General features: G+C 61.1%; 20 protein-coding genes and 1 tRNA gene. 12 read left to right on the top strand and 9 right to left on the bottom strand.

Going from position 1 to position 22,734, the window contains the following annotated elements:
* Positions 1-92 precede the first annotated feature (92 nt).
* A complete protein-coding gene (locus tag ACIQWS_RS15290; protein ID WP_346305819.1) occupies positions 93-1,400 on the top strand; it encodes a lipopolysaccharide biosynthesis protein in 1,308 nt (435 codons plus the stop codon).
* Positions 1,401-1,540: 140 nt separating this feature from the next.
* Positions 1,541-2,614, top strand: coding sequence for a GNAT family N-acetyltransferase (locus ACIQWS_RS15285; RefSeq protein WP_403180723.1), 1,074 nt, complete (start codon positions 1,541-1,543; stop codon positions 2,612-2,614).
* Between the two features lie 2 nt (positions 2,615-2,616).
* Here ACIQWS_RS15285 and ACIQWS_RS15280 read toward each other — a convergent pair whose 3' ends face one another.
* From ACIQWS_RS15280 to ACIQWS_RS15270, 3 genes are all read right to left on the bottom strand, one after another.
* Positions 2,617-4,782, bottom strand: coding sequence for a glycoside hydrolase (locus ACIQWS_RS15280; protein ID WP_403180718.1), 2,166 nt, complete (start codon positions 4,780-4,782; stop codon positions 2,617-2,619).
* A 33-nt stretch (positions 4,783-4,815) separates the two neighbouring features.
* Positions 4,816-5,814, bottom strand: a complete 999-nt coding sequence (locus ACIQWS_RS15275; RefSeq protein ID WP_403180716.1) for a glycosyltransferase — start codon at positions 5,812-5,814, stop codon at positions 4,816-4,818.
* An 86-nt stretch (positions 5,815-5,900) separates the two neighbouring features.
* Positions 5,901-7,031 (bottom strand): GNAT family N-acetyltransferase, encoded by a 1,131-nt coding sequence (locus tag ACIQWS_RS15270; protein WP_403180715.1) that lies wholly within the window; start codon positions 7,029-7,031, stop codon positions 5,901-5,903.
* Positions 7,032-7,171: 140 nt separating this feature from the next.
* Between ACIQWS_RS15270 and ACIQWS_RS15265 the strand changes: the two genes are divergently transcribed.
* Positions 7,172-8,368: an FAD-dependent oxidoreductase gene (locus ACIQWS_RS15265; RefSeq protein ID WP_403180712.1), complete on the top strand. Its 1,197-nt coding sequence runs from the start codon at positions 7,172-7,174 to the stop codon at positions 8,366-8,368.
* 24 nt (positions 8,369-8,392) lie between these two features.
* Here ACIQWS_RS15265 and ACIQWS_RS15260 read toward each other — a convergent pair whose 3' ends face one another.
* Positions 8,393-9,277: a methyltransferase domain-containing protein gene (locus tag ACIQWS_RS15260; RefSeq protein WP_403180709.1), complete on the bottom strand. Its 885-nt coding sequence runs from the start codon at positions 9,275-9,277 to the stop codon at positions 8,393-8,395.
* A gap of 209 nt (positions 9,278-9,486) precedes the next feature.
* On the opposite strand from ACIQWS_RS15260, the gene ACIQWS_RS15255 reads away from it, so the two are divergent.
* The 3 genes from ACIQWS_RS15255 (at position 9,487) to ACIQWS_RS15245 (ending at position 11,667) form a co-directional block, all read left to right on the top strand.
* Entirely contained in the window at positions 9,487-9,861 is a 375-nt protein-coding gene (locus tag ACIQWS_RS15255; RefSeq protein WP_403180706.1) for a YciI family protein, read from the top strand.
* On the top strand, positions 9,858-11,099 hold the full coding sequence (locus ACIQWS_RS15250; RefSeq protein WP_403180703.1) for an RNA polymerase sigma factor: 1,242 nt from the start codon (positions 9,858-9,860) through the stop codon (positions 11,097-11,099). The genes ACIQWS_RS15255 and ACIQWS_RS15250 overlap by 4 nt, the downstream gene beginning before the upstream one ends.
* 91 nt (positions 11,100-11,190) lie before the next feature.
* Positions 11,191-11,667, top strand: coding sequence for an SRPBCC family protein (locus tag ACIQWS_RS15245; protein WP_346305826.1), 477 nt, complete (start codon positions 11,191-11,193; stop codon positions 11,665-11,667).
* Between the two features lie 70 nt (positions 11,668-11,737).
* Here ACIQWS_RS15245 and ACIQWS_RS15240 read toward each other — a convergent pair whose 3' ends face one another.
* Together ACIQWS_RS15240 and cbiE are read right to left on the bottom strand one after the other, a co-directional pair.
* Positions 11,738-12,787 carry a DUF475 domain-containing protein gene (locus ACIQWS_RS15240; protein ID WP_403180694.1) on the bottom strand — a complete coding sequence of 350 codons (1,050 nt, stop codon included), beginning with the start codon at positions 12,785-12,787 and terminating at the stop codon, positions 11,738-11,740.
* 180 nt (positions 12,788-12,967) lie between these two features.
* Positions 12,968-14,185 (bottom strand): precorrin-6y C5,15-methyltransferase (decarboxylating) subunit CbiE, encoded by a 1,218-nt coding sequence (cbiE, locus tag ACIQWS_RS15235; RefSeq protein WP_403180691.1) that lies wholly within the window; start codon positions 14,183-14,185, stop codon positions 12,968-12,970.
* A gap of 138 nt (positions 14,186-14,323) precedes the next feature.
* On the opposite strand from cbiE, the gene cobG reads away from it, so the two are divergent.
* From cobG to purU, 5 genes are all read left to right on the top strand, one after another.
* Positions 14,324-15,742, top strand: a complete 1,419-nt coding sequence (gene cobG / locus ACIQWS_RS15230) for a precorrin-3B synthase (protein ID WP_403180688.1) — start codon at positions 14,324-14,326, stop codon at positions 15,740-15,742.
* Complete coding sequence (locus ACIQWS_RS15225) at positions 15,735-16,361, top strand: precorrin-8X methylmutase (protein WP_403180685.1); 627 nt, start codon at positions 15,735-15,737, stop codon at positions 16,359-16,361. Before cobG ends, ACIQWS_RS15225 begins: the two co-directional genes overlap by 8 nt.
* Positions 16,361-17,101: a precorrin-2 C(20)-methyltransferase gene (locus ACIQWS_RS15220; RefSeq protein WP_403180681.1), complete on the top strand. Its 741-nt coding sequence runs from the start codon at positions 16,361-16,363 to the stop codon at positions 17,099-17,101. Before ACIQWS_RS15225 ends, ACIQWS_RS15220 begins: the two co-directional genes overlap by 1 nt.
* A complete protein-coding gene (cobJ, locus tag ACIQWS_RS15215; RefSeq protein WP_403180678.1) occupies positions 17,098-18,795 on the top strand; it encodes a precorrin-3B C(17)-methyltransferase in 1,698 nt (565 codons plus the stop codon). The genes ACIQWS_RS15220 and cobJ overlap by 4 nt, the downstream gene beginning before the upstream one ends.
* 150 nt (positions 18,796-18,945) lie before the next feature.
* Positions 18,946-19,800, top strand: coding sequence for a formyltetrahydrofolate deformylase (purU, locus tag ACIQWS_RS15210; protein WP_403180675.1), 855 nt, complete (start codon positions 18,946-18,948; stop codon positions 19,798-19,800).
* On the opposite strand, the gene ACIQWS_RS15205 is transcribed toward purU, so the two are convergent.
* The gene (locus ACIQWS_RS15205; RefSeq protein ID WP_403180671.1) at positions 19,797-20,723 is read right to left on the bottom strand and encodes a 2-hydroxyacid dehydrogenase; all 927 of its coding nucleotides are present in this window, start codon (positions 20,721-20,723) and stop codon (positions 19,797-19,799) included. The genes purU and ACIQWS_RS15205 overlap by 4 nt on opposite strands.
* A gap of 202 nt (positions 20,724-20,925) precedes the next feature.
* Here ACIQWS_RS15205 and ACIQWS_RS15200 point away from each other — a divergent pair, with 202 nt between their 5' ends.
* Positions 20,926-22,113, top strand: a complete 1,188-nt coding sequence (locus tag ACIQWS_RS15200) for an L-lactate dehydrogenase (protein WP_403180668.1) — start codon at positions 20,926-20,928, stop codon at positions 22,111-22,113.
* Positions 22,114-22,169: 56 nt separating this feature from the next.
* On the opposite strand, the gene ACIQWS_RS15195 is transcribed toward ACIQWS_RS15200, so the two are convergent.
* Together ACIQWS_RS15195 and ACIQWS_RS15190 are read right to left on the bottom strand one after the other, a co-directional pair.
* Positions 22,170-22,244, bottom strand: a tRNA-Glu gene (locus tag ACIQWS_RS15195).
* 87 nt (positions 22,245-22,331) lie between these two features.
* Positions 22,332-22,733, bottom strand: a complete 402-nt coding sequence (locus ACIQWS_RS15190; protein WP_403180665.1) for a fimbrial protein — start codon at positions 22,731-22,733, stop codon at positions 22,332-22,334.
* Position 22,734: the final 1 nt, after the last annotated feature.

The following is a 22,734-nucleotide window of genomic DNA, read 5'->3' as shown; positions in this document are numbered from 1 at the left end:
GATTGCAAATTTTGGTTAATAAATGGCTATCTCCCTTTGGCCTGCTGAACAATAAAGATGAAAATGCCAGCCCTCCGCCCAGGTCGTAGAACATGAAGAAGTTGAGTGCTGCGGAAATCATCGCTGGACTGCCGCGACTCTTGCCGATGATCATGTCCTATGCGGCGTCGAGCGGCAGCCTGCTGATCGCCAATGCGGCGCAGCTAGTGACCTTCGCCATTCTTGCCCGCTCCTTTGGCGCCGTCGAATTCGGCGTCTTCGTTTCCGTGACGGCGGTGACCAGCATCGCCGTGCATCTGTGCGGCCTCGGCGCCTCGGAATGCCTGGTGCGGCGCGTCGCCCGCGACCATGCCATGTACCCCGTCATGATGGGGCACAACCTTATCCTGACCCTGACGAGCGGCGTCGTGCTGGTGTTGCTCGGCATCGCCATTCTGCCCTTCTGGATGAAGCTTTCGCCCGATCCCGTCGAGAATGTCATCGCAATCCTGCTGATCCTCATCACCAACATCATCCTGGTCCGCATCATTCTGCTGACCGAACAGATTTTTATCGGTCATTCGCAGTTTCCAGCGGCCAACCGCTCCGTGGTCGGCTTTGCCTTTGCCCGGACGGCCGCCGCCGCGCTTGCCTGTCTGGTTTTCGGCGTGACCAGCCTGGTTGACTGGGCCATATGGCAGTTCGCCGCCCATGTGCTGGTCCTGATCGTCTATATGTGGTCATTGCGCAAACTGGGCCGGCCGCAATACCGGATCGTGCGCGAGGAAATCCGCCTCGGCATTCTCTTCGCAACCCCCTTCATCTTCCGCGCCATCCGCCAGAACGTCGATCTTCTCATGCTCGGCATCATGGCCAATCCCGAAGTCGTCGGCAGCTACGGTGTCGTGCGCCGTATCGTTGACAGCAGCTATCTCTCCATCGATGCCATGAACCGGCTGGTTTATCCGGGCCTAGCCCGCCTGAGCATCGATGGCATTCACAACGCGATCGGGCGAACCAAGAAGATATTGCTGGCCGCCCTGGGAATCGGCATCGGCTCGGCCCTTGCCATCTTCATCATTGCCCCGTTCCTGCCCATTCTCTTCGGCCGCGAATATGTGTCATTGGTCTCGTTCTGCCGGATTTTGAGCGGCACGGTGGTCTTTCTTGCCATATGGTCGGTGGCAATCGATGCGCTTGGGGCGGCAGGATATCACGGTCCCCGGGCGGCAATTCTCAACACCGCCAATGCGGTTGGCGCGGGACTGATTGCCTGGGCCACCTGGGTCGCACCGCCGCTCGGAACATTCGTCTCGATATATGTCATCGAGATCGCCATCATGATCGCAGCATGGCTGGTTCTGCTTCGTCTGGCGCGCAACAGCCGTGTCGCTGCACAGGAAAGATCGTTTACCACGTAGAACATCTTGCCATCAGAATTGAAGAATCGCGCATTGGTTGCATTGACTATATGCTTCGAACATCGAGATAGTGCAGACTGTTAGTCGGGATATACGTCTGCATGGGGATGGAGATGAAGCGGGGAAGACAGATACGTCCGATGACTGTGGACGATATTCCTCAGGTCGGACGCCTATTCTATAAAACGTTCCGCAACCGGGCCAGCAATTCAAGCAACGCCTTCAACGATTATTTCGAACAGCTGTTTTTCGGCAGCCCGATCTACCAGCAGCAATATGGCAGCATCGTTCACGAGACATCGGCAGGGCACATAAGCAGCGTCGTTTCGGCCGTGCCGATGCAATACATGGTCGACGGCGCGATCATAACGGCGCGTCTTCTCTGCGCTTTCATGACGGACCCCGACATGCCCTGCCACGGCGCGGCTGAACTCGCGCTGACCATGCGGCCGCGCAATCAGGATCTCTGTTTCACCGACAGCGCCTCCCCCGCCAGTGCCGGGGCGTTCAAGGCGGCACGCGCCGCCCTGCTGCCGGTCCATGGGCTGGACTGGTGCCGGGTTTTCCGGCCGGCCGGTTTTTTTGCCCGGTCGGCGGCCAGCCGGTCAACCCTTGGCCGCCATGCCGCCCGGCTGCCACTGGCACGGCCGGTCGACCATATCATCAGACGGATGATACCGGGGCTGCATGTCGAGCCGGGCGCGGGAATGCATGACGAGGACATGGCGCCGGAACTGTTCGTGGCAACCGTCCAGGACTTTCTCTCCGACTATCCGGTCCGTCCTGTCTGGTCGGGGCCGGAGCTGAACTGGATTCTGGATGTAGCCAGACTGAATGCAAGCCTGGGAGATCTGAACATCCGCTCGGTCTGGGATCAGAACGCCGAGCTGATCGGCTGTTTTGTCTATTTCGGACGCCCCGGAATGATTGCCCAGGTGATGAACATATTTTCCCAGAAGGGCAAGGATGCGCTCGTGATCAACCGGATGATGTATCATCTGGAACAGGCCGGGCTTGTGGCGGCCCGCGGTCACGTGCAACCCCGGCAACTCGACGCATTATCCCGGCAAAGGGCAATGTATTACAAGCATCGCGCCCATACGTGCGTCAGCACGCGTCATGCCGGCGTCCTCAACGCCATCGACCGCAACGACATGTATATCGGTGGACTGGCCGGTGAATCGTGGAGCCGGCTCGTATCGGACTTCTTCTAGAATTATTGCCGTTCAATGAGGAAATAGGTGGTGGGTCCCTCGGGTCCATCGTTGGAAAGCCGCGTTGCAACCGCGCCGCTTCCCCCGGCAATCGCCGGCCGCACCCTGCCATCCAGCCCCACCGGCGAGACGGTCCAGCGTCCTTTCCCGGACAGGGAGAAATCGACACTTCCCACCTTGATGCGGGCGGGCAGGCGGCCGAAATCGGCGATAACCCGTTCCTCCCCATCCGAAAAGCGCATGGCGGTGTTCTGGGCATCGGTCGCGTAGATAAGCAGCAGGCGGCGGCTGCTGCCGACCGGCCGGTCATCCAGCGCTGAAACGGCAAACAGGCCCTTGCCCGTGGCATTGCCGACGGTCAGGTTGGCGAGCGTGACCGTATCGGCAAGGTCGGCGAAGGCAATGGCTTCGGTTCGCCCGGTTTTCACCGTCATGCGCAGCTTGTTCTGGTCCAGGCTGATCTCATTCGTGTCGCTCTCAAAGATGCCCTTGCCGGCGTCCGTGCTGTTTTCGGGCGCAAGCAGCCTGCTGTCGCGCATGGCGGCGATGAGTTTGCTACCCGACGCGGGATCGCGGGGCGATGCCGCTACCAGACCCTGGGCTGGTGCCGATGGCGTATCCTTCTGCAACCCGATTGCCGCAAGCAGGGCGAGCGTCGTCAATGCATCGGGTTCCCGCTCATACATGTTCTGCGTCAAATCCTCCATTCCCCGGATGCGGAAGGGAATGGAGACCGGCGAGCCCTGCACATCGCCGCGCCTGAACAGCAGGGCCGCCAGCGTTTCGCCCGCACGCGCAACCGGATCGAGCGCAATGGCATAGGGCAACATCTGGCGTTTATGGGCAAAATCCTCGCCATAGGCCAGCACGATGGGCCCATGCCCATGGCGGCACAGCACATCCCAATTCTGCAATGCCGCGTAGGCGGGCATGACAATGCCGGCCTCGTAACGATAATGGCTCCAGAAGAGGTGATCATATTCCGTGACGATAAAGGGGCGGTTCAGCCAGCGCGCCGCCGCCATCATCCGCATGTAAGCCGCCCCGTCGGCGATCGAGCTCTTCTGACCAAGCGAACTGCCCGGCTCGTAGCCCCCGACCCAATCCTGATAGGTGTTCATCGACACCGCCTGCTGCCCAGCCCGCGTCAGGCTTGTCTGGACACTTGGCCAGTTGTTGTAGGGCGCCACCACGCCCCGGTAGCCGAGATCGCGCAGCGCTGCCGTCATCCGTTCGGCGGAACGCGTTTCCACATCGACGAAGAAGGCCTGCAGGTCGCGCATGCGCGGCGTCTTTTCATAACGATTGGCCGGCAGGTCGACTGTTGCGTCCTCCAGCCGCTCGCCAGCCTCGACCGCGCCCCATGCACGGGAAAGCGCAGCAGTGGAGGCATAGCGTTTTTGCAACCAAGCATTGAATGGAGGTTGCAGAAGCCGTGAATATTGCGGCTGGCCATCGCGTTGATGCAGGATGCTGTCAAACTCGATGCTGTTTTCGTTGAACGGGATGATCGCCACCAGAGCCGGATCGCGGATCGGCGCGATCCCCGTATAGGGATTGACCGTTGCCAGCACCAGCTGCTGGAATTTCAGCCAGTGCTGAAAAGTCTTTTCATCGATCTGCACCTCGAGCTTCATCTCACCGGTGAGATTCCAGCGATCGTCATATCCGCCATAGGCGCCGCGGGTGGAACTCAGACCGTCCATCATCCAGTAAATGCCGTTGCGCTTCAACGCCGCCATCAGATAGCGGAAGCGGTCCATGGTTTCCGGATCGAAATCGAAATCGGCGGCGCGGCCGAACATCAGCGCCGCATCGACAAAATGAAAGCGCGCGATGTTGTAGCCATGCATTTTCAGTTGGCGGGCATAGCGGTCAGCCCCGTCATGGTCGGGAAAGCCGCCGGAGGCCGGGCTCCAGCCCAGCGACGCACACAGGAAGCGCACGGGGCTCGTCTGCGCATCCGCACGGGCCAGCCGGCCGTCTCCATTGATGACGATCCGGCTCTGCTCGCTGATCGGCGGATTGGGCAGCAGCGTGGAAAAATCGAGAGGACTGCCGCTTTGCAGCTCGAGCGACACCTCCCGGACCGGCGACCAGACATCATCAGCCCGGGACGCCCCGGTAACCAGCAGGAAAGCGAGAGCAAGGGCAACCAGTCTCAGCATGATGCGGTGCATTCCTGTGTCTTTGAGGGCAGCCTAGTGATCCTTGGAGACGACCTTACTCTCGATCCAGTCATCCGGCTGGCGGCGGGGATGGAAAAAGCCGAGCGGCAGGGCGGCGGCATGGAAACACCAGGCGACAACGGCATAGGCGCCCAGCGACAGGCTGCGCTGTTTCAGGCTCATCGCGGCAACGACGAGAACGATCAAAGCGGCATCGATCAATAGGGCCATCTTCTTGTCGGGCAGGAAAATCAGGAGCCCGATCATCGCCAGCCACCACAGATAGACACCGGCCCACAGGCGAAGTTCCGGCAGCTCGTGCACCAGCTTGTTCCAATGCGGGCGGCCAAGTGCGGCGCGCAGCAATTCGCCGACGCCCCGCAGATATTTCGACCGCCAGCGCCGCACCAGCAGCGTGTAGGCATTGATGGAGTGGCCGAAATGCGCGACGAAACGGCGGTCAAGCCGGTGCAGTTCCCATCCGAGCGACCGCAGGCGCACGCCCAGGTCGAATTCCTCATAGCCGTGCAGATTGCGGTCGGAGAAATAGCCGGCCTCGGCGATGGCAGCACGGCGGTAAAGCCCGCCGCCATTCATGCGGTCAATCGATCCAGTCCGGTTTTCCGGCGACACGCGGCGCACCCGGCGGGTGAATTCGAGATTGTCGACGTTCATTTCCACCACATGTCCCGTCACCCCCGCAACCCGGGGATTGGCTTCGAGAAACGCAATGGCCGCAGCGAGGAAATCCTTGTCGAGCAGCATGTCGCCATCCATGAGGCAGACGAGATCGTGATGACTGTACTGGAAGCCCAATTGCGGGCCGATGCCACAGCTGGGCTTGGCCGGATTGACGATCTGCGCCACGGTCACCGGATAGCGCATGGCGATTTCGACCGTCCGGTCCGTGGACCCGCTATCGGCCACGATGACTTCGACCGTGCCGCCCGGCAAGGCCTGCAGCGCGCTTTCAATCGCCGCTGCGATGCGCTTTTCTTCGTTCAGCGTTTTCATGATAATCGAAACGGTCATCAATCAAGTCCTGCCCCAGTCTGGAAACCGCTACACATGCACCGCCATCCCGCAATGGCGTATTCACTATCGTATCTCTTAAGGTATTAGCGCAACGCGCGTAAGACTTTCCACTTGAGCGGCCTGAGTTTCTGCCACAAGGGCGTCGCACGCAGCCTCTCCATCACCCGCAACCGCGTCGCGATGACCCGTCCCCGCGCCGTGCGGACAAGCGTCATCCTCTTCAGGTCGATGGTGACGTCGCAGCAGTTCAGCTTCCATGGCTCGTCGCCGATGCCGAGGTCCAGGCAATCATAGCCGCTATCGAGCAAATGGCGCAGCAGCAGATAGTGCAGCACCCGCCCCGGAGAATATTTGGACCATTCGCCGGATTCAAACGTGAACACCAGCCCGTAATAGTGCCTGCCTTCGACCAGCCCCCACATCGCCGCGATAACCTGGCCGTTCACGACGAGAGCGGACAGGTGCAGCGCATTCGCCGCGGCAAAATTGTCGGTTCCCAGTTCGAAAAAGCTCTGCTTCTCCGGCTCCTTGTCGAAACCCGGCACCTGCGTTTCTTCAAACCGGCGCTGTTTCTGGGCAAGCAGCGTCTCCAGAACAATGGCGCGTTCTTCCGGCGTCCCGGCAATCAGCAGCCGGCATTCGCCCAGCCGCTCCAGCGCCCGATGCCGGTTCCGCAGGTTCTTCGACCCCGGCTGCGACTGATCGACCTCCGGCCAGCTGCGCTTGAGGTTTGTCAGGTGGCACGACTCGCCGTTCAAATCTTCAGCCAGCAGGAACAGCGGATTTGTGCGGTCGCGGATTTGCTCCGGCATTTTGTCGAAGATCGCCATGTCGAACGGCGGCAAGGCTTTCGCAATCCTGTTCCACAGCTGTTCGGCGGATGTCCGCGTCCATTCATCGCCGTTGGGAAACAGGATCGGCGCGTTGTAATCCGCCACGCCGTCATCGACGAAGGTGAGGACGCGCCCGCCATGGCGGGACGAGAGGCTGAACGGCAGAAAGCACAGCGGATTACCGGAGAGATCCCAGACCTCGACCAGACAAAGCTGGTTGCCCGGCCGGGTGCCATAGGATGCCAGCCACGTCTGCAGGAATGTGGTCGTCTGGAAAATATACTGCCTTGCATCCGTGGCCGTACCGGCCGCAGGCCATTGAGGCGAGAGCTGATCGGGATGGCTGTAAACCCGGATATCATATTCTGGAATCACAAACACTCACCCCTTCACGACACACGCATACGTGAACACTCTATCCACAACCAGCATAATCGATTGTTTAACATACATCTTATTTACGCTGTATTATCCGGCTTCACATTGACTGATCGAGCTGTCTACAGGTCTGCGGAGCATGCATGGTTGAACCGGAATTGGCAATTCAAGGGACGGAGGCACAGCCCATCCAGACCGATGTGGTGATCATCGGAGGCGGGCTGGCAGGAGCCAGTGCCGCCATCGCGCTGTTCCGTCAGGGCTACGGCGTGACCCTGATCAGCAGCCACGAGCGTCATCCACCGGACTTTCGCGCCGAGAAAGTCGCGCAAACCCAGATGGAGCTGTTCGAGCGCATCGGTCTTGGCGATGTCGTGCGTGCCGAGGTGACCGCGTTTGACGGCGTATGGCTCCACCGATTCGGCCGGTTCGAGCGAACCACGACGCCCGAATATGGCGGCGATTATTCCGATCTGGTCAATACAGTGCGCCGTGCCATCCCTGCTGGCGTGCATTCCATTGTCGGGCGGGTCGATGACATTACGACCAGCGAAAACCTGCAGCACGTGACATTGTCCGATGGCCGGAAATTCACCGCACGGCTCCTGATCGTTGCCACGGGGCTCGGCGATACGATCCGCAAGAAGCTCGGGATCGAAAGGGACATCATAAGCCCGCAGCATTCGCTGTGCTGCGGTTTCGATCTGGTACAGCCGCGATCGCATTTTCCCTTTCCGTCCCTTGTGTGGAACGGGGCAAAATTCAATGACCGCGTGTCCTACCTGACGCTCTTTCCCATAGGCGATAAAATTCGCGCCAACTTCTTCGTTTATCGGACATCGTCGGAGGAATGGACCCGCATATTCCGGGATCAGCCCGCGCAGGGTCTGCGCGCAGTGATGCCGGGTCTGGAAAGGGTGTTTGGCGAAATCGGCATTGCCGGTCCGGTCATTGCCCGCCCCATTGACCTGGTAAAGGTGCACAATCACGAACAGGATGGAGTTGTTCTCATCGGGGACGCCTTCTGCGTCGTCTGCCCGATTACCGGCACGGGGATTGAAAAAGCCCTCACCGATGTGGACCGGTTGTGCAACACATATATTCCGCGCTGGTTCAAAAGTGCGGGTATGTCCAAGGCAAAAATCCATGAGTTTTACGCCGACCCCGTCAAGACAGCCCGGGACGCTTCGGCAATGAAGATGAGTTTCGACGCGAAGAAGATCAAAACCGACCTTGGCATGCGCTGGAAATTGCGGCGGTTGCGCAGCAACACGCTGGGCCGTGCGCGCTATGTGGTGCGCGCCACCGTCAAGCAGCTGCGGTCACCGGCACCCAAATAAATCCCGGCGTATCGGGATTTCCGTTCACGGCCATTCCGCAATGACCACGCCGGACAGCATGTCCATCTGCATATCAGGCCGATCGAAGGGCGGCGCCATTCCCGAAACGGAACGGGCCAGATGCTCCTGCGGGATTGCACGGGCATTGATGACGCGGACATTTTTCCAGCCATTGGCTTCGAATGCCCTGACATAGTCCAGCGGGCGGCGCCTATTGGGCTGTCCGGGAAAGGAGAACAACCGGTACAGCCCTTCCGAGTATCGATAGATATTGTTCGGATCCTGCTCGCGGATCCAGCGGGAGTGTGTCTGATAATCGACAATGTGCTCGGCGATGCAGCCGCTGCGGGCAACCTTGGAGATATTGGCAATCGTCGCTTCGATGTCGTCATAGTGCTCGAATGCGGCACAGCTCAGGATCAGATCGAACTTTCTGTTGTCCGCCAGCCGTGGAATGTCGAAATCCCGGCCGACGCGATAGCTGAACAGGTCGGAATCGGGGCCTTCGGTCAGTTGTTTCGCCCGGTCGATACTGGGAGCATAGACTTCGCGCTCCGGAAACCGGTCGAGAAGTTTGGCAAAATAGGCGGCTGGCTCCGTGCCGGCCAGTTCGAATACATCGACCGCGCGATAGGATTTGGCGCCGTAGCCGAGCAGGATGGCACCCGTGCCGAGCGACGATCCCGGACACAGCTCAAGGACGTCCTTGCCCTCCAGATCGAAGCCAGCGGGCAGATAGCGCTTCCACGAGGCGACGGTGTCATAGACATAGTCGATGCGGCCATCGGTGTCGGAACGGTCGACCTTATTGGGCGTCGTATAGCCCTGCAGCTTGTTTTTTGCCCAGGCCAGCGCGAGGAAAACAATGCCGATCCCGTACATGGCCGCATTGCGCATACTGTGTCCCATTCATTACCCCGTCACTTGATTCTTTAACCGCCGGCTGGCTGTGCGTGTTCGCCTGCCAGGCATTAGAGAGCAGTTTCGTTTCCAGCGTCAACCGCTGGTTGCCAACGAATGTCACTCCGCAAGGCGAGCCGAGGCAGGCTTGCAATTTTTCTCGACCTCATGTCGGGATCAGCGATAGTGGTTCGTCTTGAGGAAGAAGGAGTAACGGGATGCTTTACGCCATACTTTGCTACAACATGGAGGACGTGGTCGGTTCGTGGTCCAAGGAGGAAGACGACCTTGTCATGGAACGGCTTGGTGTCGTGCAGGACAAGCTCGCCAAATCAGGCAAGCTGGGGCCGGTCGCCCGGCTGCTGCCAACGACTGCCGCGACAACGCTGCGCAAATCCCGCGGCGAGCCCCTCGTCATCGACGGCCCCTTCGCCGAGACCAAGGAACAGTTTCTCGGATTCTATGTGGTTGACTGCGAATCGCTGGACGAGGCGCTCAATATCGCCCGCGATCTGGCGCAGGCCAATCCCGGACAGGGGTCCTACGAAATACGCCCGATCGCCTTGTTCAGACCCGGATCGGGTTCCCAATGACCGACCCGGCCTGGATCGATGCCGCGCTGACAGCCGCGCGCCCGCAGGCGGTGGGTGCCCTGTTGCGCTATTTCCGCAATCTCGACACGGCGGAAGAAGCCTTCCAGGAGGCCTGTCTGCGCGCGCTGAAAAACTGGCCGAAGAACGGCCCGCCGCGCGATCCCACGGCGTGGCTGATCTTCGTCGGCCGCAACAGCGCCATCGATACCGTCCGGCGTCAGGCCAAGCAGCAGCCGCTGCCGCCCGAAGACCTGCTGTCCGACCTCGGGGACGCCGAATCGGCCATCGCCGAGAAGATCGACAGCGCCGACTACCGCGACGATATCCTCCGGCTGCTGTTCATCTGCTGTCATCCGGATCTTCCGGCCACGCAGCAGATTGCGCTGGCACTGCGCATCGTGTCGGGACTTTCGGTCCGCCAGATCGCCCGGGCGTTTCTTGTCGGCGAAAGCGCCATGGAGCAGCGCATCACCCGCGCCAAGGGGCGGATTTCCTCCGGCGAAATCCCGTTCGACACACCCGATGCCTTCGAGCGGGCAGAACGGCTTTCGGCGGTGAGTGCAATGATCTACTTGATCTTCAACGAGGGCTATTCAGCAGGCAGCACGGAAGTGGCGGCGCGGTTTCCACTGTGCGACGAGGCGATCCGGCTGGCGCGCCTGCTCCTGCGCATTTTCCCGGCGGAACCGGAAATCATGGGGCTGACTGCCCTTCTGCTGCTGCAGCACGCCCGTGCCAAGGCCCGTTTCGACGCGGAAGGCGCGGTCGTTCTCCTCGACGATCAGGACCGCAGCCTGTGGAACAAGACGATGATCGCCGAAGGTCTTGCCCTGATCGACAAGGCCATGCGCCACCGGCAGCCGGGCACCTATCAGGTGCAGGCGGCCATTGCCGCCCTGCATGCGCGGGCCCGGCAGCCGCAGGATACGGACTGGCTGGAAATCGATCAGCTCTATGCCGCGCTCGAACGGATAAGCCCCTCACCCGTTGTCACGCTGAATCGCTCCATAGCGGTGGCCAAGGTGCACGGTGCCGAAGCGGCGCTGCTGCTGATCAAGCCGCTGGAAGACAGGCTTTCCGGCTATTTTCACTTCTTCGGCGTCAAGGGCGGGCTGCTGATGCAGCTTGGCCGCAGCCGGGAGGCGCGCATTGCCTTCGACCGTGCGATAGCCCTTGCCAATACACCGGCGGAAGCCGCCCACATCCGCATGCATCTCGACCGCCTCAGCCAGAACTGATCGCGGAAAAATACGGAAAATTCCGATACCGTGTCGGCTTGGCCGATTGCCATTCGTCCTTGCAACGAAACCATTCACGCAGGAGACCATCATGACATCCACCAGCGAAATCACCGACCGCGACCTCGTCATTACCCGCATCATCGATGCGCCCCGTGCAAACATATTCCGGGCCTGGACCGAGGTCGATCTTCTCAAGCAGTGGTTCGCGCCGCTGCCCTACACCACACCGCACGCCGAGCTTGACGTGCGCGCCGGCGGCACCAGCGTCATCGTCATGCGCGGACCCGATGGCACCGAGTTTCCCAATCAAGGCGTCTATCTCGAAGTCGTCGAAAACGAACGGCTCGTCTTCACCGATGCCTATACCAGTGACTGGAAGCCGTCGGAGAAACCGTTCATGACCGGCATCATCACGCTGGAAGATGCCGGTGGCGGCAAGACGAAATACACCGCGCTGGTCCGGCACTGGACGGTCGCCGACCGGGAAGCCCACGAAAAAATGGGCTTTCATGCAGGTTGGGGTCTGTGCACCGACCAGCTCGCCGCCCTTGCTGCCAGGCTCTAAAACCCTTCATTTCACCTGCAAAAAAGCCATCCGGAACCCGGATGGCTTTTTATCGGGACATTGAAGCGGATCAGGCGTGTTCCGCCTCATCCGGATGCCGGCGCCGGTAGCGGATCGACGACCAGAGCGAGAAGATGATGAGTGCCGCGCCGATGACACCGGTGATCACTTCGGGAATATGAAACAAGGTCTGGCAATACATGATCACCGCAAGAACGAGGATCGCGTAGAATGCCCCGTGCTCGAGATAGCGGTACTGGCCGAGCGTCTCCTTCTCCACCATCATGATGGTCAGCGCGCGCACGTAGAACGCACCGATGCCCAGACCGATCGCAATGACAAACAGATTGGTCGACAGGGCGAACGCACCGATGACACCGTCGAACGAAAAACTCGCATCGAGCACTTCCAGATACAGGAACGCGCCAAGCCCGCCCTTGTGAACCGTGTCCATCTGTTCCTGCGAGGCATCGAGAATCGCGCCAAGCCCCTCCACAACGAGGAAGGTCAGCAGGCCGTAAATGGCCGATGTCAGGAACGTCACCGACTCCGCACCGTCGAGCTGCCTGGAAAAGAAGATGATCAATGCCAGGACCACGCCGACCTCGATGCCCTGCACCGAGGCAAAGCGGGACGCGCGGCTTTCAACGACGCGAATCCAGTGCACGTCTTTCTCATGGTCGAAGAAGAACTTGAGGCCGACCATCAGGAGAAACGTACCGCCAAAGGCGGAAATGCCGACATGGGCGTCCTGCATGATCCGCGCATATTGCTCCGGATTTGAAATGGCCAGCTTCAGCGCCGAAATCGGATCGATCCACGCGGCGATCGCGACAATCGCCAGCGGAAAGATGATCCGCATGCCGAACACGGCGATGATGATGCCCCAAGTCAGAAACCGCCGCTGCCAGACCGGTGTCATGTCCCGGAGAATCCTGGCGTTCACAATCGCATTGTCGAAGGACAGCGAAATTTCAAGAATGCCCAGCACCGCACAGATGAAGAGGACTGATAATGTGCCTTCGACCGTTCCCGAATAGACGAACCCTATCCACGCACCGAGCGCCAGTCCAACCGCCGTGAACAGAAACGGCCAGGTGAAGTACTTGTAAGTTGCCATATTTAATTCCTGCTAGAGTCTCCCAGATTGCTATCGGGGCCGGAAATCAAAACGGCGGTCACGACCGAGAGATCGGAACTTGTGTACCGGTTGAATATGAATTCGCGCGCAATAGCAATCACCCGCCCCCCTTAGACTGCATAATCCTGTCGCAATCCTGTCGCGGCGCCGGTCCGGCTGTCAATCCGCGGGTTTGCAGACCGAATAGATCACAACGGGCAAGGCGGAGCGCCACGCATCAAAGGAACCGAGCGGCTGCGCCTGCGCAACGGCAAGTTTCGTCAGCTCACCGCCGAACCTGCCGCGCCAGCCGATCAGTGCCGCCTCGCTCTGCAGGGTCACGGCATTGGCCACAAGCCGCCCGCCCGGTTTCAGCGCGTTCCAGCAGGCCTCCATCACGCCGCTGTCGGTAACGCCGCCGCCGATGAAAATGGCGTCCGGGCTGGCCAGACCGTAAAACGCTGCGGGGGCCTCACCCCGGACAAGCTGCAGATCCGGAACACCCAGCGCCCGGGCATTGCGCTCGATGACGCCTTGCCGCCCGTCATTGGCTTCCACGGCGATTGTCCGGCAGGAGGGATCGCTCCGCATCCATTCGATGCCGATGGAGCCGCATCCAGCCCCGACGTCCCATAAAAGCTCTCCCGGACGCGGCCCAAGCCGCGCCAGGGTTACAGCGCGGATATCCCGCTTGGTCAGCTGGCCGTCATTCTCATAGGCCTCGTCAGGCAGGCCCGAAAGGATGGAATAGGACCGCGCCTGCGGTTCGGCCGGTCCGCAATCCACCGCGAGAACGTTGAGATCGGCGCCACGCGGATGGAGCCAGCCCTTGGCCAATCCTTCGACGCGGCGTTCCGCCGCCCCGCCCATATGTTCGAGCACCGCAAGCCGGGCCGAACCAAAGCCATTGGCCGTCAGCATCTGCGCCACCTGCGCCGGCGTGCCGCCATCATTGCTGAGGATCAGCAGCTTTGCTCCCGGCGTGAACGATCTGAACAGGGTTTCCACGGGCCGCCCGTGCACGCTGAGCAATTGGACGTGCTGCACCGGCCAGCCCATGGCCGCCGCCGCAAGGGAAAAGGAGGACGGCGCGGGCAGAATGCGCATTTCACTCCGGTCAACGAAGCGCGTCAGCGTTGCCCCCATGCCGAAATGCATGGGATCGCCGCTGGCAAGCACCACCACTGGGGTGCCGCGCAACGCCGTCAGGGTGGGATAGACATCGGAAAAGGGCGTCGGCCACGCGATCCGCTTTGCGCCAAGTGTTTCCGGCAGGAATTCGAGGTGCCGCCTGCCGCCGAAAACCGTGGTGGCATGGTCCAGCGCGGCGCGGGCATTGGCACCCAGTCCACCATAGCCGTCTTCACCAATCCCGATAATTGTCAGCCAAGGCGTCATGTCATGTCCCGTTGATTGCAGAGGCTATGCATGCCCGAAAGCGCCGGAAGGGTCAACGAAGCTCAAACAGCATGCCCGTTGCAATTGCGGATCATATTTCTTTCCTCCGCACCGGCCATCCTGTAAAACCCTGATCCGATGAGCCAGTTAAGCACCATGGACGCAGTCCCGAACAGAATTGAAGACCGGCGGTCCGCCTGCCCCGGATTGTTCCGCATGGCCAAGGCGCTTGATGGCGCGATATGCCGGGTGAAACTGACATTCGGCACGCTGAGCGCCGAACAGGCGCACCGCATTGCCGATGCTGCCCGGCAGTTCGGCAATGGCGTCATCGAGATCACCAACCGCGCCAACCTGCAGATTCGCGGCGTGCGGCCCGATACGGAAAATCCGCTGATCGCAGCGCTGCTGGCTGCCGGGCTCGGGCCACTGACCGACCGGGGCGACGATGTGCGCAATGTCATGGTCAGCCCGATCGCCGGTGTCGTGCCGGGCCGATTCGACGTGCGGCCGCTCGCCTTGCAGCTGCTGGAAATCCTGCAGACCGATGCCTCCTACCAGCGCCTGTCGCCGAAATTTTCCATTCTCGTCGACGGCGGCGAAAGCGTTGCCATGGTGGAGCATCCCCATGACATCTGGCTGAGCGCCATCGACGCAGAGCCCCCCCGGTTTGCCCTGGGCGTTGCCGGCATGCCGCCGACGGGAGCGGATGATACGTCCGCCCTCGGCAGTATCGATGCATCCCGAGCCATGCCGCTGGTCACGGCGATTCTCGATGTGTTCATCGACTGGAATGCCGCCAATCCGGCCGCGTCGCGCCTCCGCCACATGATCGCAGCCATCGGGCGCGACGCATTCGCCGCCCAGCTGGAAAAGCGTCTGAGTTTTTCAATACGCAATGAACAGACCGATGAATGGCGCCGATCCTTGCCCCGCCCGCATGGACATCTCGGCCTGTTGCCGGAACGCGGCAGCGACCACCGCCTTGCCGGTGCCATGCCACCGCTCGGACGCCTTGATCCCGACAGGCTGGACGCCGTGGCGGAGCTGGCGGAAAAAAACAGCAATGGAAAGCTGCTGATAACGCCGTGGCAGAGCATAATGTTGCCTGAAGTGCCCGAAGCCATGGCATCGCAAACAGTGCGGGAGCTTGAATCCCTTGGGTTCGCCGCCCGGTCGGATAATCCGCTTGCAACCATGATCAGTTGTTCCGGCTCCGCCGGTTGCGGATCGGCGCTTGGCGCAGCGCAGGCCGATGGCCTCAAGCTCGGCGCATTGCTGCGCGGCCGAGCCCCTGATATGGCGGTTCACCTGACCGGCTGCGCCAAATCCTGCGCCTCGCCTTCGGCAAAACCGGTCACGCTGGTTGCAACCGAACCGGGGTACTACAACATATTTCTGCGTGCGACCAATGGACCGTCGCGTTTTGGCAAGCTATTGGCTGCACATGTTACTATCGAAGAAGCTGCCGACTGGATCGGCAACCTTCCGTTGAATTCCCGGCCATCGACCCAAAGGCCGCTCACTTCCGGCTCTGGGGGGCCACCGCATGCTTGACTATATCCGCGACGGTCAGGCGATCTATGATCGCTCCTTCGCCATCATCCGCTCCGAGGCCGATCTCAGCCGCATTCCCGCCGATCTGGAAAAGCTGGCCGTGCGCGTCGCCCATGCCTGCGGCATGGTCGATGTGATCGGGGACCTCGCCTTTTCCGAAGGCGCGGGTGCAGCGGGTGTTGCCGCCCTGGCCGGGGGCGCACCCATTCTGTGCGATGCCCGTATGGTGCTCGAAGGGGTGACGCGCGCGCGCCTGCCCGCCAACAATGACGTCATCTGCACACTCTCGGACCCGTCCGTCGCCGCTCTCGCCCGCGACATGGGCAATACCCGTTCGGCGGCGGCGCTCGAACTGTGGCGCCCGCATCTCGCCGGTGCCGTGGTGGCCTTCGGCAATGCACCGACCGCCCTGTTCCGTCTCCTCGAAATGCTCGATGAAGGCGCGCCGAAACCCGCGCTCATCCTCGGCTTTCCCGTCGGCTTCGTCGGCGCGATGGAATCGAAGGCGGCGCTGGCCGAAAACAGCCGCGGCGTTCCTTTCGTCGTCGTGCACGGACGGCGCGGCGGCAGCGCCATGGCCGCGGCCGCACTCAATGCACTCGCTTCGGAGAAAGAATAATGCCGCAGCCTGGACGGCTTTTCGGGCTGGGCGTTGGTCCCGGCGATCCCGAACTCATTACCCTCAAGGCCCTGCGCCTGCTGCAGGCGGCGCCGGTCGTCGCCTATCACGCGGCCAAGGGCAAGAAGGGCAATGCGCTGACCATCGTCGAGACCTATCTCAATGACAACCAATTGCTTGTGCCGCTGATCTATCCGGTCACCACGGAAAAACTGCCAGCGCACATGAATTATGAAGCCATTGTCAGCGATTTCTATGGCGAGATCACCGAAGTTCTCAAAACGCATCTGGATGCGGGCAAGGACGTCGCCGTCATTGCCGAGGGCGATCCGTTCTTCTACGGCTCCTTCATGTATATCCATGACAGGCTGGCCGAACAGTATGAGACGGAAGTTGTGCCTGGCGTCTGCTCCATTCTGGGTGGCGCGGCCGTGCTCGGTGCGCCGCTGGTCTACCGCAACCAGACATTGACGGTGCTCTCTGGCGTACTTCCGGCCCACGAGCTGAAAACCCGCCTCGCCGCGACGGAAGCGGCCGCCATCATGAAGCTCGGCAAGAATCTGGCGAAGGTGCGCGATGTCATCGCCGACCTTGGGCTGATGGATCGTGCGCTTTACGTCGAGCGCGCCACCATGGATGCGCAGCGTATCGTGCCGTTGCGTGATGTCGATCCGGAGTCCTCACCCTATTTCTCGCTCATCCTGGTGCCCGGCGAGAAATGGCAGGGTGGCGGCGAATGACAGCCCCGCTGGTCCTGATGGTTTTGAGCGCGCAGGGCATGGAAACAGCGCTGCGGATCAAGGCTGACTATCCCGAAGCGGTCATTCACGGGCTGGAAGGCCGCGTGCAGGGTGCCGACCACAGCTACGCCAATTTCGGCGAAACGCTGCGCACCCATTACCGCAGCGGCCATGCCATTGCCGCCCTGTGTTCCGCCGGCATCACCATCCGCGCGCTGGCATCATTGCTGGAAAACAAGGGCGGCGAACCGCCGGTACTCGCCATTGCCGATGACGGCAGCGCCGTTGTGCCACTGCTCGGCGGAACCACCGGCGTCAATGTGCTGGCGCGGCAGTTGGCAAAAATTCTCGACGTGTCTCCGGCGATCACGACATCAGGGGAATTGCGCTTCGGCACCTGTCTGCTCAATCCGCCGGCGGAATTCCATCTGCAGAACCCCGAGGACGGCAAGCGCTTCATCGCGGATCTTCTCGCCGGCCAGACCGTGCGGATCGATGGTCCGGCGCCATGGCTGGAAGAGGCGCGCCTGCCGGTCGACGATAACGGCACGATGCACATCCGCGTCACGCCGTCTGATATTGCCCCGCAGAAGAACGAGCTGGTCTTTCATCCCAAAGTGGCGGTTGTCGGCATTGCCGGTGATTTCAGTGCTGAAGAGGTGCGGGCCGCGCTTGCGGCGGAGAATATCGCGCTTGCTTCCGTCGTCTGGCTTGCCGCCAGCGAAGAACACAGTGCAAGTGCATCGCTGCACCGTCTCGCAGCGGAGCTTGATCTGCCGCTGCGGCTGCTTCCGGTGAACGGAAGCAGTGCCGGAGATATCCTATCGGCCTTCATCAAGGAGCCGGTGCGCCAAAGTGGCAGCGAAAAGCTTGCCATCGCAGTTGCGGCCACGCCCGATGACGTGACACGCGCCGGGCATCGGCGCGGCCGCCTTGCGGTCATAGGGCTTGGACCGGGCGATCCGGACTTCATGATCCCGGCAGTGAAACACGAATTGCAGCGTGCTGAGGACGTGCTCGGTTACGAAACCTATGTGCGCATGGCCGGGTCTTTCCGCCCCGATCAGGTCATTCACATGACGGATAACCGTGAGGAAATGCAGCGTGCCCGCCACGCGTTCGAACTTGCCGCCTCCGGCCGCTCCGTGGTGATGATTTCATCCGGCGATCCCGGCGTGTTCGCCATGGCAGCCGCGGTGGTCGAAGCCTTGCATGAATCCGACAATCCGGCCTGGCACGGGGTCGACCTGCAGATTCTTCCCGGCGTTTCCGCCGCAATGGCCGCCGCCAGCCGCAGCGGCGCACCGCTCGGCCATGATTTCTGCATCCTGTCGCTGTCCGACAATCTGAAACCGTGGGACATCATCGAAAAACGTATCGCGTTGGCGGCCGAAGCGGATTTCGCCATGGCGTTCTACAATCCGATCTCCAAGCCGCGGCCATGGCAATTGCCGCGCGCCATCGAAATCCTGCGCCAGCACCGGGCGCCGCAAACGCCCATCGTGCTTGGCCGCGACATCGGCCGTCCGGCGGAAACCCTGCGCGTCATCACCCTGGCGGACCTCACACCCGAGCAGGTCGACATGCGCACGGTCATTCTCGTGGGATCATCCCTCACCCGCAGCTTTGACCGGGTGGGCGGCGGCCAGTGGGTCTATACCCCGCGCTGGTACGGAACCAAGCCCGCCGGTTGAAGGGAATCTCATCGCCCGGTGACGAAAGATCATTTGACGGGGCACCCGAATGCCGGAAAAAGGACTGAGCGCTTCGCATTTGTGTCGACGCGTTTCTTCCGCCCTCACTATGATCGCCGTCCATTGTCGCCCGTATCCCTGGAGTTTCCCATGCCAAACAAGAACTATGTCCTCACCCTGTCATGCGAAGACAAGCCGGGGATCGTGGCATCGGTGACGACGGAGCTGGCGGCGCTGGATGCCAATATCGCCGAGAGCAACCAGTTCTGGGACCGCCAGACCAACCGCTTCTTCATGCGCATCGCCTTTGCCGCCTCGGAGGAAACCTCCAAGGACGATGTCGAGCGGGCGCTGAAACCCGCCATCGAGCGCTTCGGCATGAAGACCACGCTGATCGACCAGGCCAAGAAGCCGAAGATCGTCATCATGGTGTCGAAGTTCGATCATGCGCTCCTGCACCTGTTCTACCAGATCAAGGTCGGCTGGCTCGATGCGGAAGTGGCCGCCATCGTCTCCAACCACGAGGACAGCCGCCGCTTTGCCGAGCATGAGGGCATCCCCTACCATGTGCTGCCCGTGTCGAAGGACAACAAGACGGCGCAGGAGGAGGCGCTGCTGAAGATCGTCAAGGACACCGGCGCCGATCTCGTCATCCTCGCCCGCTACATGCAGGTTCTGTCGGACAATCTGTCAAAACGGCTGTTCGGCAAGGTGATCAACATCCACCATTCGTTCCTGCCGAGCTTCAAGGGGGCAAAGCCCTATCACCAGGCGTTCGAGCGCGGGGTGAAGCTGATCGGCGCGACGGCGCATTATGTCACGCCCGACCTCGACGAGGGCCCGATCATCGAACAGGAGACCGAGCGGGTCAGCCATGCCATGAGCGCCGAGGACTTTGTTGCCACCGGCCGCGATATCGAGAGCCGGGTGCTCGCCCGTGCCGTCAAGAAGCACCTCGAATCCCGCGTCATGCTCAATGGCCACAAGACCGTGGTGTTCGGCTAGGGCTTTTCCGCAAAATAGTGTTCCAGATTGGTGACGACGCGATCCGCCATGGCGCGGCGCGTCTCCAGCGTGGCGCTGCCCATATGCGGCTGCAGCACGACATTGTCGAGTTTGAACAGGGCTTCCGGCACGGACGGCTCATCGGCGAACACATCAAGTCCGGCGCGGCCAAGTTCGCCCGATTGCAGCAGTTCCACCAGCGCCGCCTCGTCGACCACCGTGCCGCGCGCCACGTTGACGAATGTTCCGTCTGGACCGAGCGCCTGCAGGACCTCGCGGGAAATCACGCCCCGTGTTGCCTCGCCGCCCGGCAGGATGGCGATGAGCGCGGCGCTGTCGCGGGCGAGCTCGACGAGATTGTCGTAATAGGCATAGGGCGCGTCAGCCTTCCTGCTGCGGGTGTGGTAGGCAACGTCACATCCGAATGCCAGAAGCTTCTTGGCGATGACGCTGCCGATACGCCCGAGCCCGACAAGGCCGACGCGCTTGCCTTCGATACCCAGCGCCAGCGGTGCGCTTTCGCCCCCAGCCCAGCGCCCCTCGCGCACGAAACGATCGTTCTTGACCAGATCGCGCGTCGCGGCGAGCAGCAATAGCAGCGCCATGTTGGCCGTGTCTTCATTCAGCACATCGGGCGTATTGGCGACCCGGATTCCCCTGGTATTGGCATAGGCGACATCCAGCGAATCCGTTCCGACACCGAAGGACGAAATGATCTCCACCTGAGGCAACAGGTCGATCATATCGGCGGTGATGCCGGTGAACGTGCTGGTCACCGCAGCGCGAAAACGCCCGGCATTCTCCTGCAGGTATTTCAGCGCATCCTTTTCCGCGTAGAGTTTCTCCACCGCATATCTTTTCTCCAGCTCCGCCAGCAGATAGGGCATGAGGGGGCCGAGCACGAGAACCGGTTGTTTTGTCATGAATGGATATCCTTCGGAAAATAACGAGGCAGGAGCGCGATCATAGCCAAATCGCCGGGCTTATGCCAAACCTTCAATAACAATTTACCTGTAAAGCAATTAATCGTATATGACTTTTTGACACGTTCTGACAATTCTCGTGCTTGTCTTCCCAACCTTGCTATTGTCGAAAATCAAAAACAGAAACCTCCGGACGGAACCCATGCCCAAGACCGTTGAAATTGCCGATTTGAAGAGAATTGCCCAGCGCCGCGTGCCGAAAATGTTTTTCGACTATGCGGATTCCGGTGCTTGGACGGAAAGCACCTACCGCGCCAACGAGGAGGATTTCCGCAAGATCCAGCTGCGCCAGCGCGTGGCCGTCGATATGAGCGACCGGACATTGGAAAGCACCATGGCGGGCCAGGCCGTCTCTATGCCGGTTGCCCTCGCCCCGACCGGCCTGACCGGCATGCAGCATGCGGACGGCGAAATGCTGGCCGCGCAGGCGGCCGAGGAATTCGGCGTGCCGTTCACCCTGTCGACCATGAGCATCTGCTCCATCGAGGACGTCGCCTCGGTGACGAAGAAGCCATTCTGGTTCCAGCTCTATGTCATGCGCGACCGCGACTTCGTCAAAAACCTGATCGACCGCGCCAAGGCGGCCAGATGCTCCGCACTGGTTCTGACACTCGATCTGCAGATTCTCGGCCAGCGCCACAAGGATGTGCGCAACGGACTGTCCGCCCCGCCGAAATTCACCGCCAAGCACATCTGGCAGATGGCCACCCGCCCACAATGGTGCCTCGGCATGCTGAAGACCGAGCGCCGCACGTTCCGCAATATCGTCGGCCATGCCAAGGGTGTCGGCGATCTCTCTTCGCTCGGCACATGGACGGATGAACAATTCGACCCGCGCCTGTCCTGGAACGATGTCGCCTGGATCAAGGAACGCTGGGGCGGCAAGCTGATCCTCAAAGGCATTCTCGATGTCGAGGACGCGCGCATGGCCGTTTCGACCGGCGCCGATGCCATTATCGTGTCGAATCATGGCGGCCGCCAGCTGGATGGCGCTCCGTCCTCGATTTCAGCGCTCGCCGATATCGTTGACGCGGTCGGCGACAAGATCGAAGTTCTGTTCGATGGCGGCATCCGCTCCGGTCAGGATGTGCTGAAGGCGCTCGCCATCGGCGCCAAGGGCACCTTCATCGGCCGCGCCTTCCTCTACGGGCTGGGTGCCGGCGGCAAGCAGGGCGTCACGCAAGCTCTGGAGATCATCCGCAACGAGCTCGACGTCACCATGGCGCTGTGCGGCGAACGCGACGTCAAGAACCTCGACCGCAACAATCTCTACAAGAGCGGCCTTGAAACCAGGCCGCGCGCGGCCGCGCCCAGGAAAAAGCGTGCCTGATACGATCAATGGCCGGTGCAAACCGGCCAGACATTCTTCTTCGCATTTCAGGTGAGTGGTACGCCCAAGGGGAATCGAACCCCTGTTTGCGCCGTGAGAGGGCGCCGTCCTGACCGCTAGACGATGGGCGCGCAGTCGATTGCGCGGGTATAATCAAGCAAATCGAAAAGTGCAATGACCATTTGCAAGAGAATGGTCATTGCAGCGGTCTGCAATATCTAATTGGCCGCTTCCGAAATGCGCGCCACGACGCGCTTCGTCGCCAGGTCATAGACGAGAATCTGCCGCGTGCCGTTTGCCAGCCGCGTTTCCAGTGACAGCATCGATCCGGAAAGATTGTGCGACAGTACGCGCGTGCCGGGATCAAGCGTGATGGCTTCACCCACCAGCGCATCGCCAATCGGCTGCCCCGGCGCCTCGGAACGGACCGCTGCCGGCTTGGCCGCGCCGCCCACCGGCTGGTTAATCTTGTAGACAATGGCCGCAAGCACCGCCATAAGACCAATCACCATGATGCCGATGGAAACAGCCAGAAGCCGGATCATCTTGCGGCGCACCCGTTCCATTGCTGGATCGAGCGGCTGCTCTTCCGTTTCCGTATCAGCATTGATATTGGCCATG

The organism is Phyllobacterium sp. NPDC097923, from assembly GCF_044760925.1.
In the GTDB taxonomy this organism is placed as follows: Bacteria; Pseudomonadota; Alphaproteobacteria; order Rhizobiales; family Rhizobiaceae; genus Phyllobacterium; species Phyllobacterium calauticae.
This window is presented reverse-complemented; position numbering and strand designations above follow the sequence as displayed.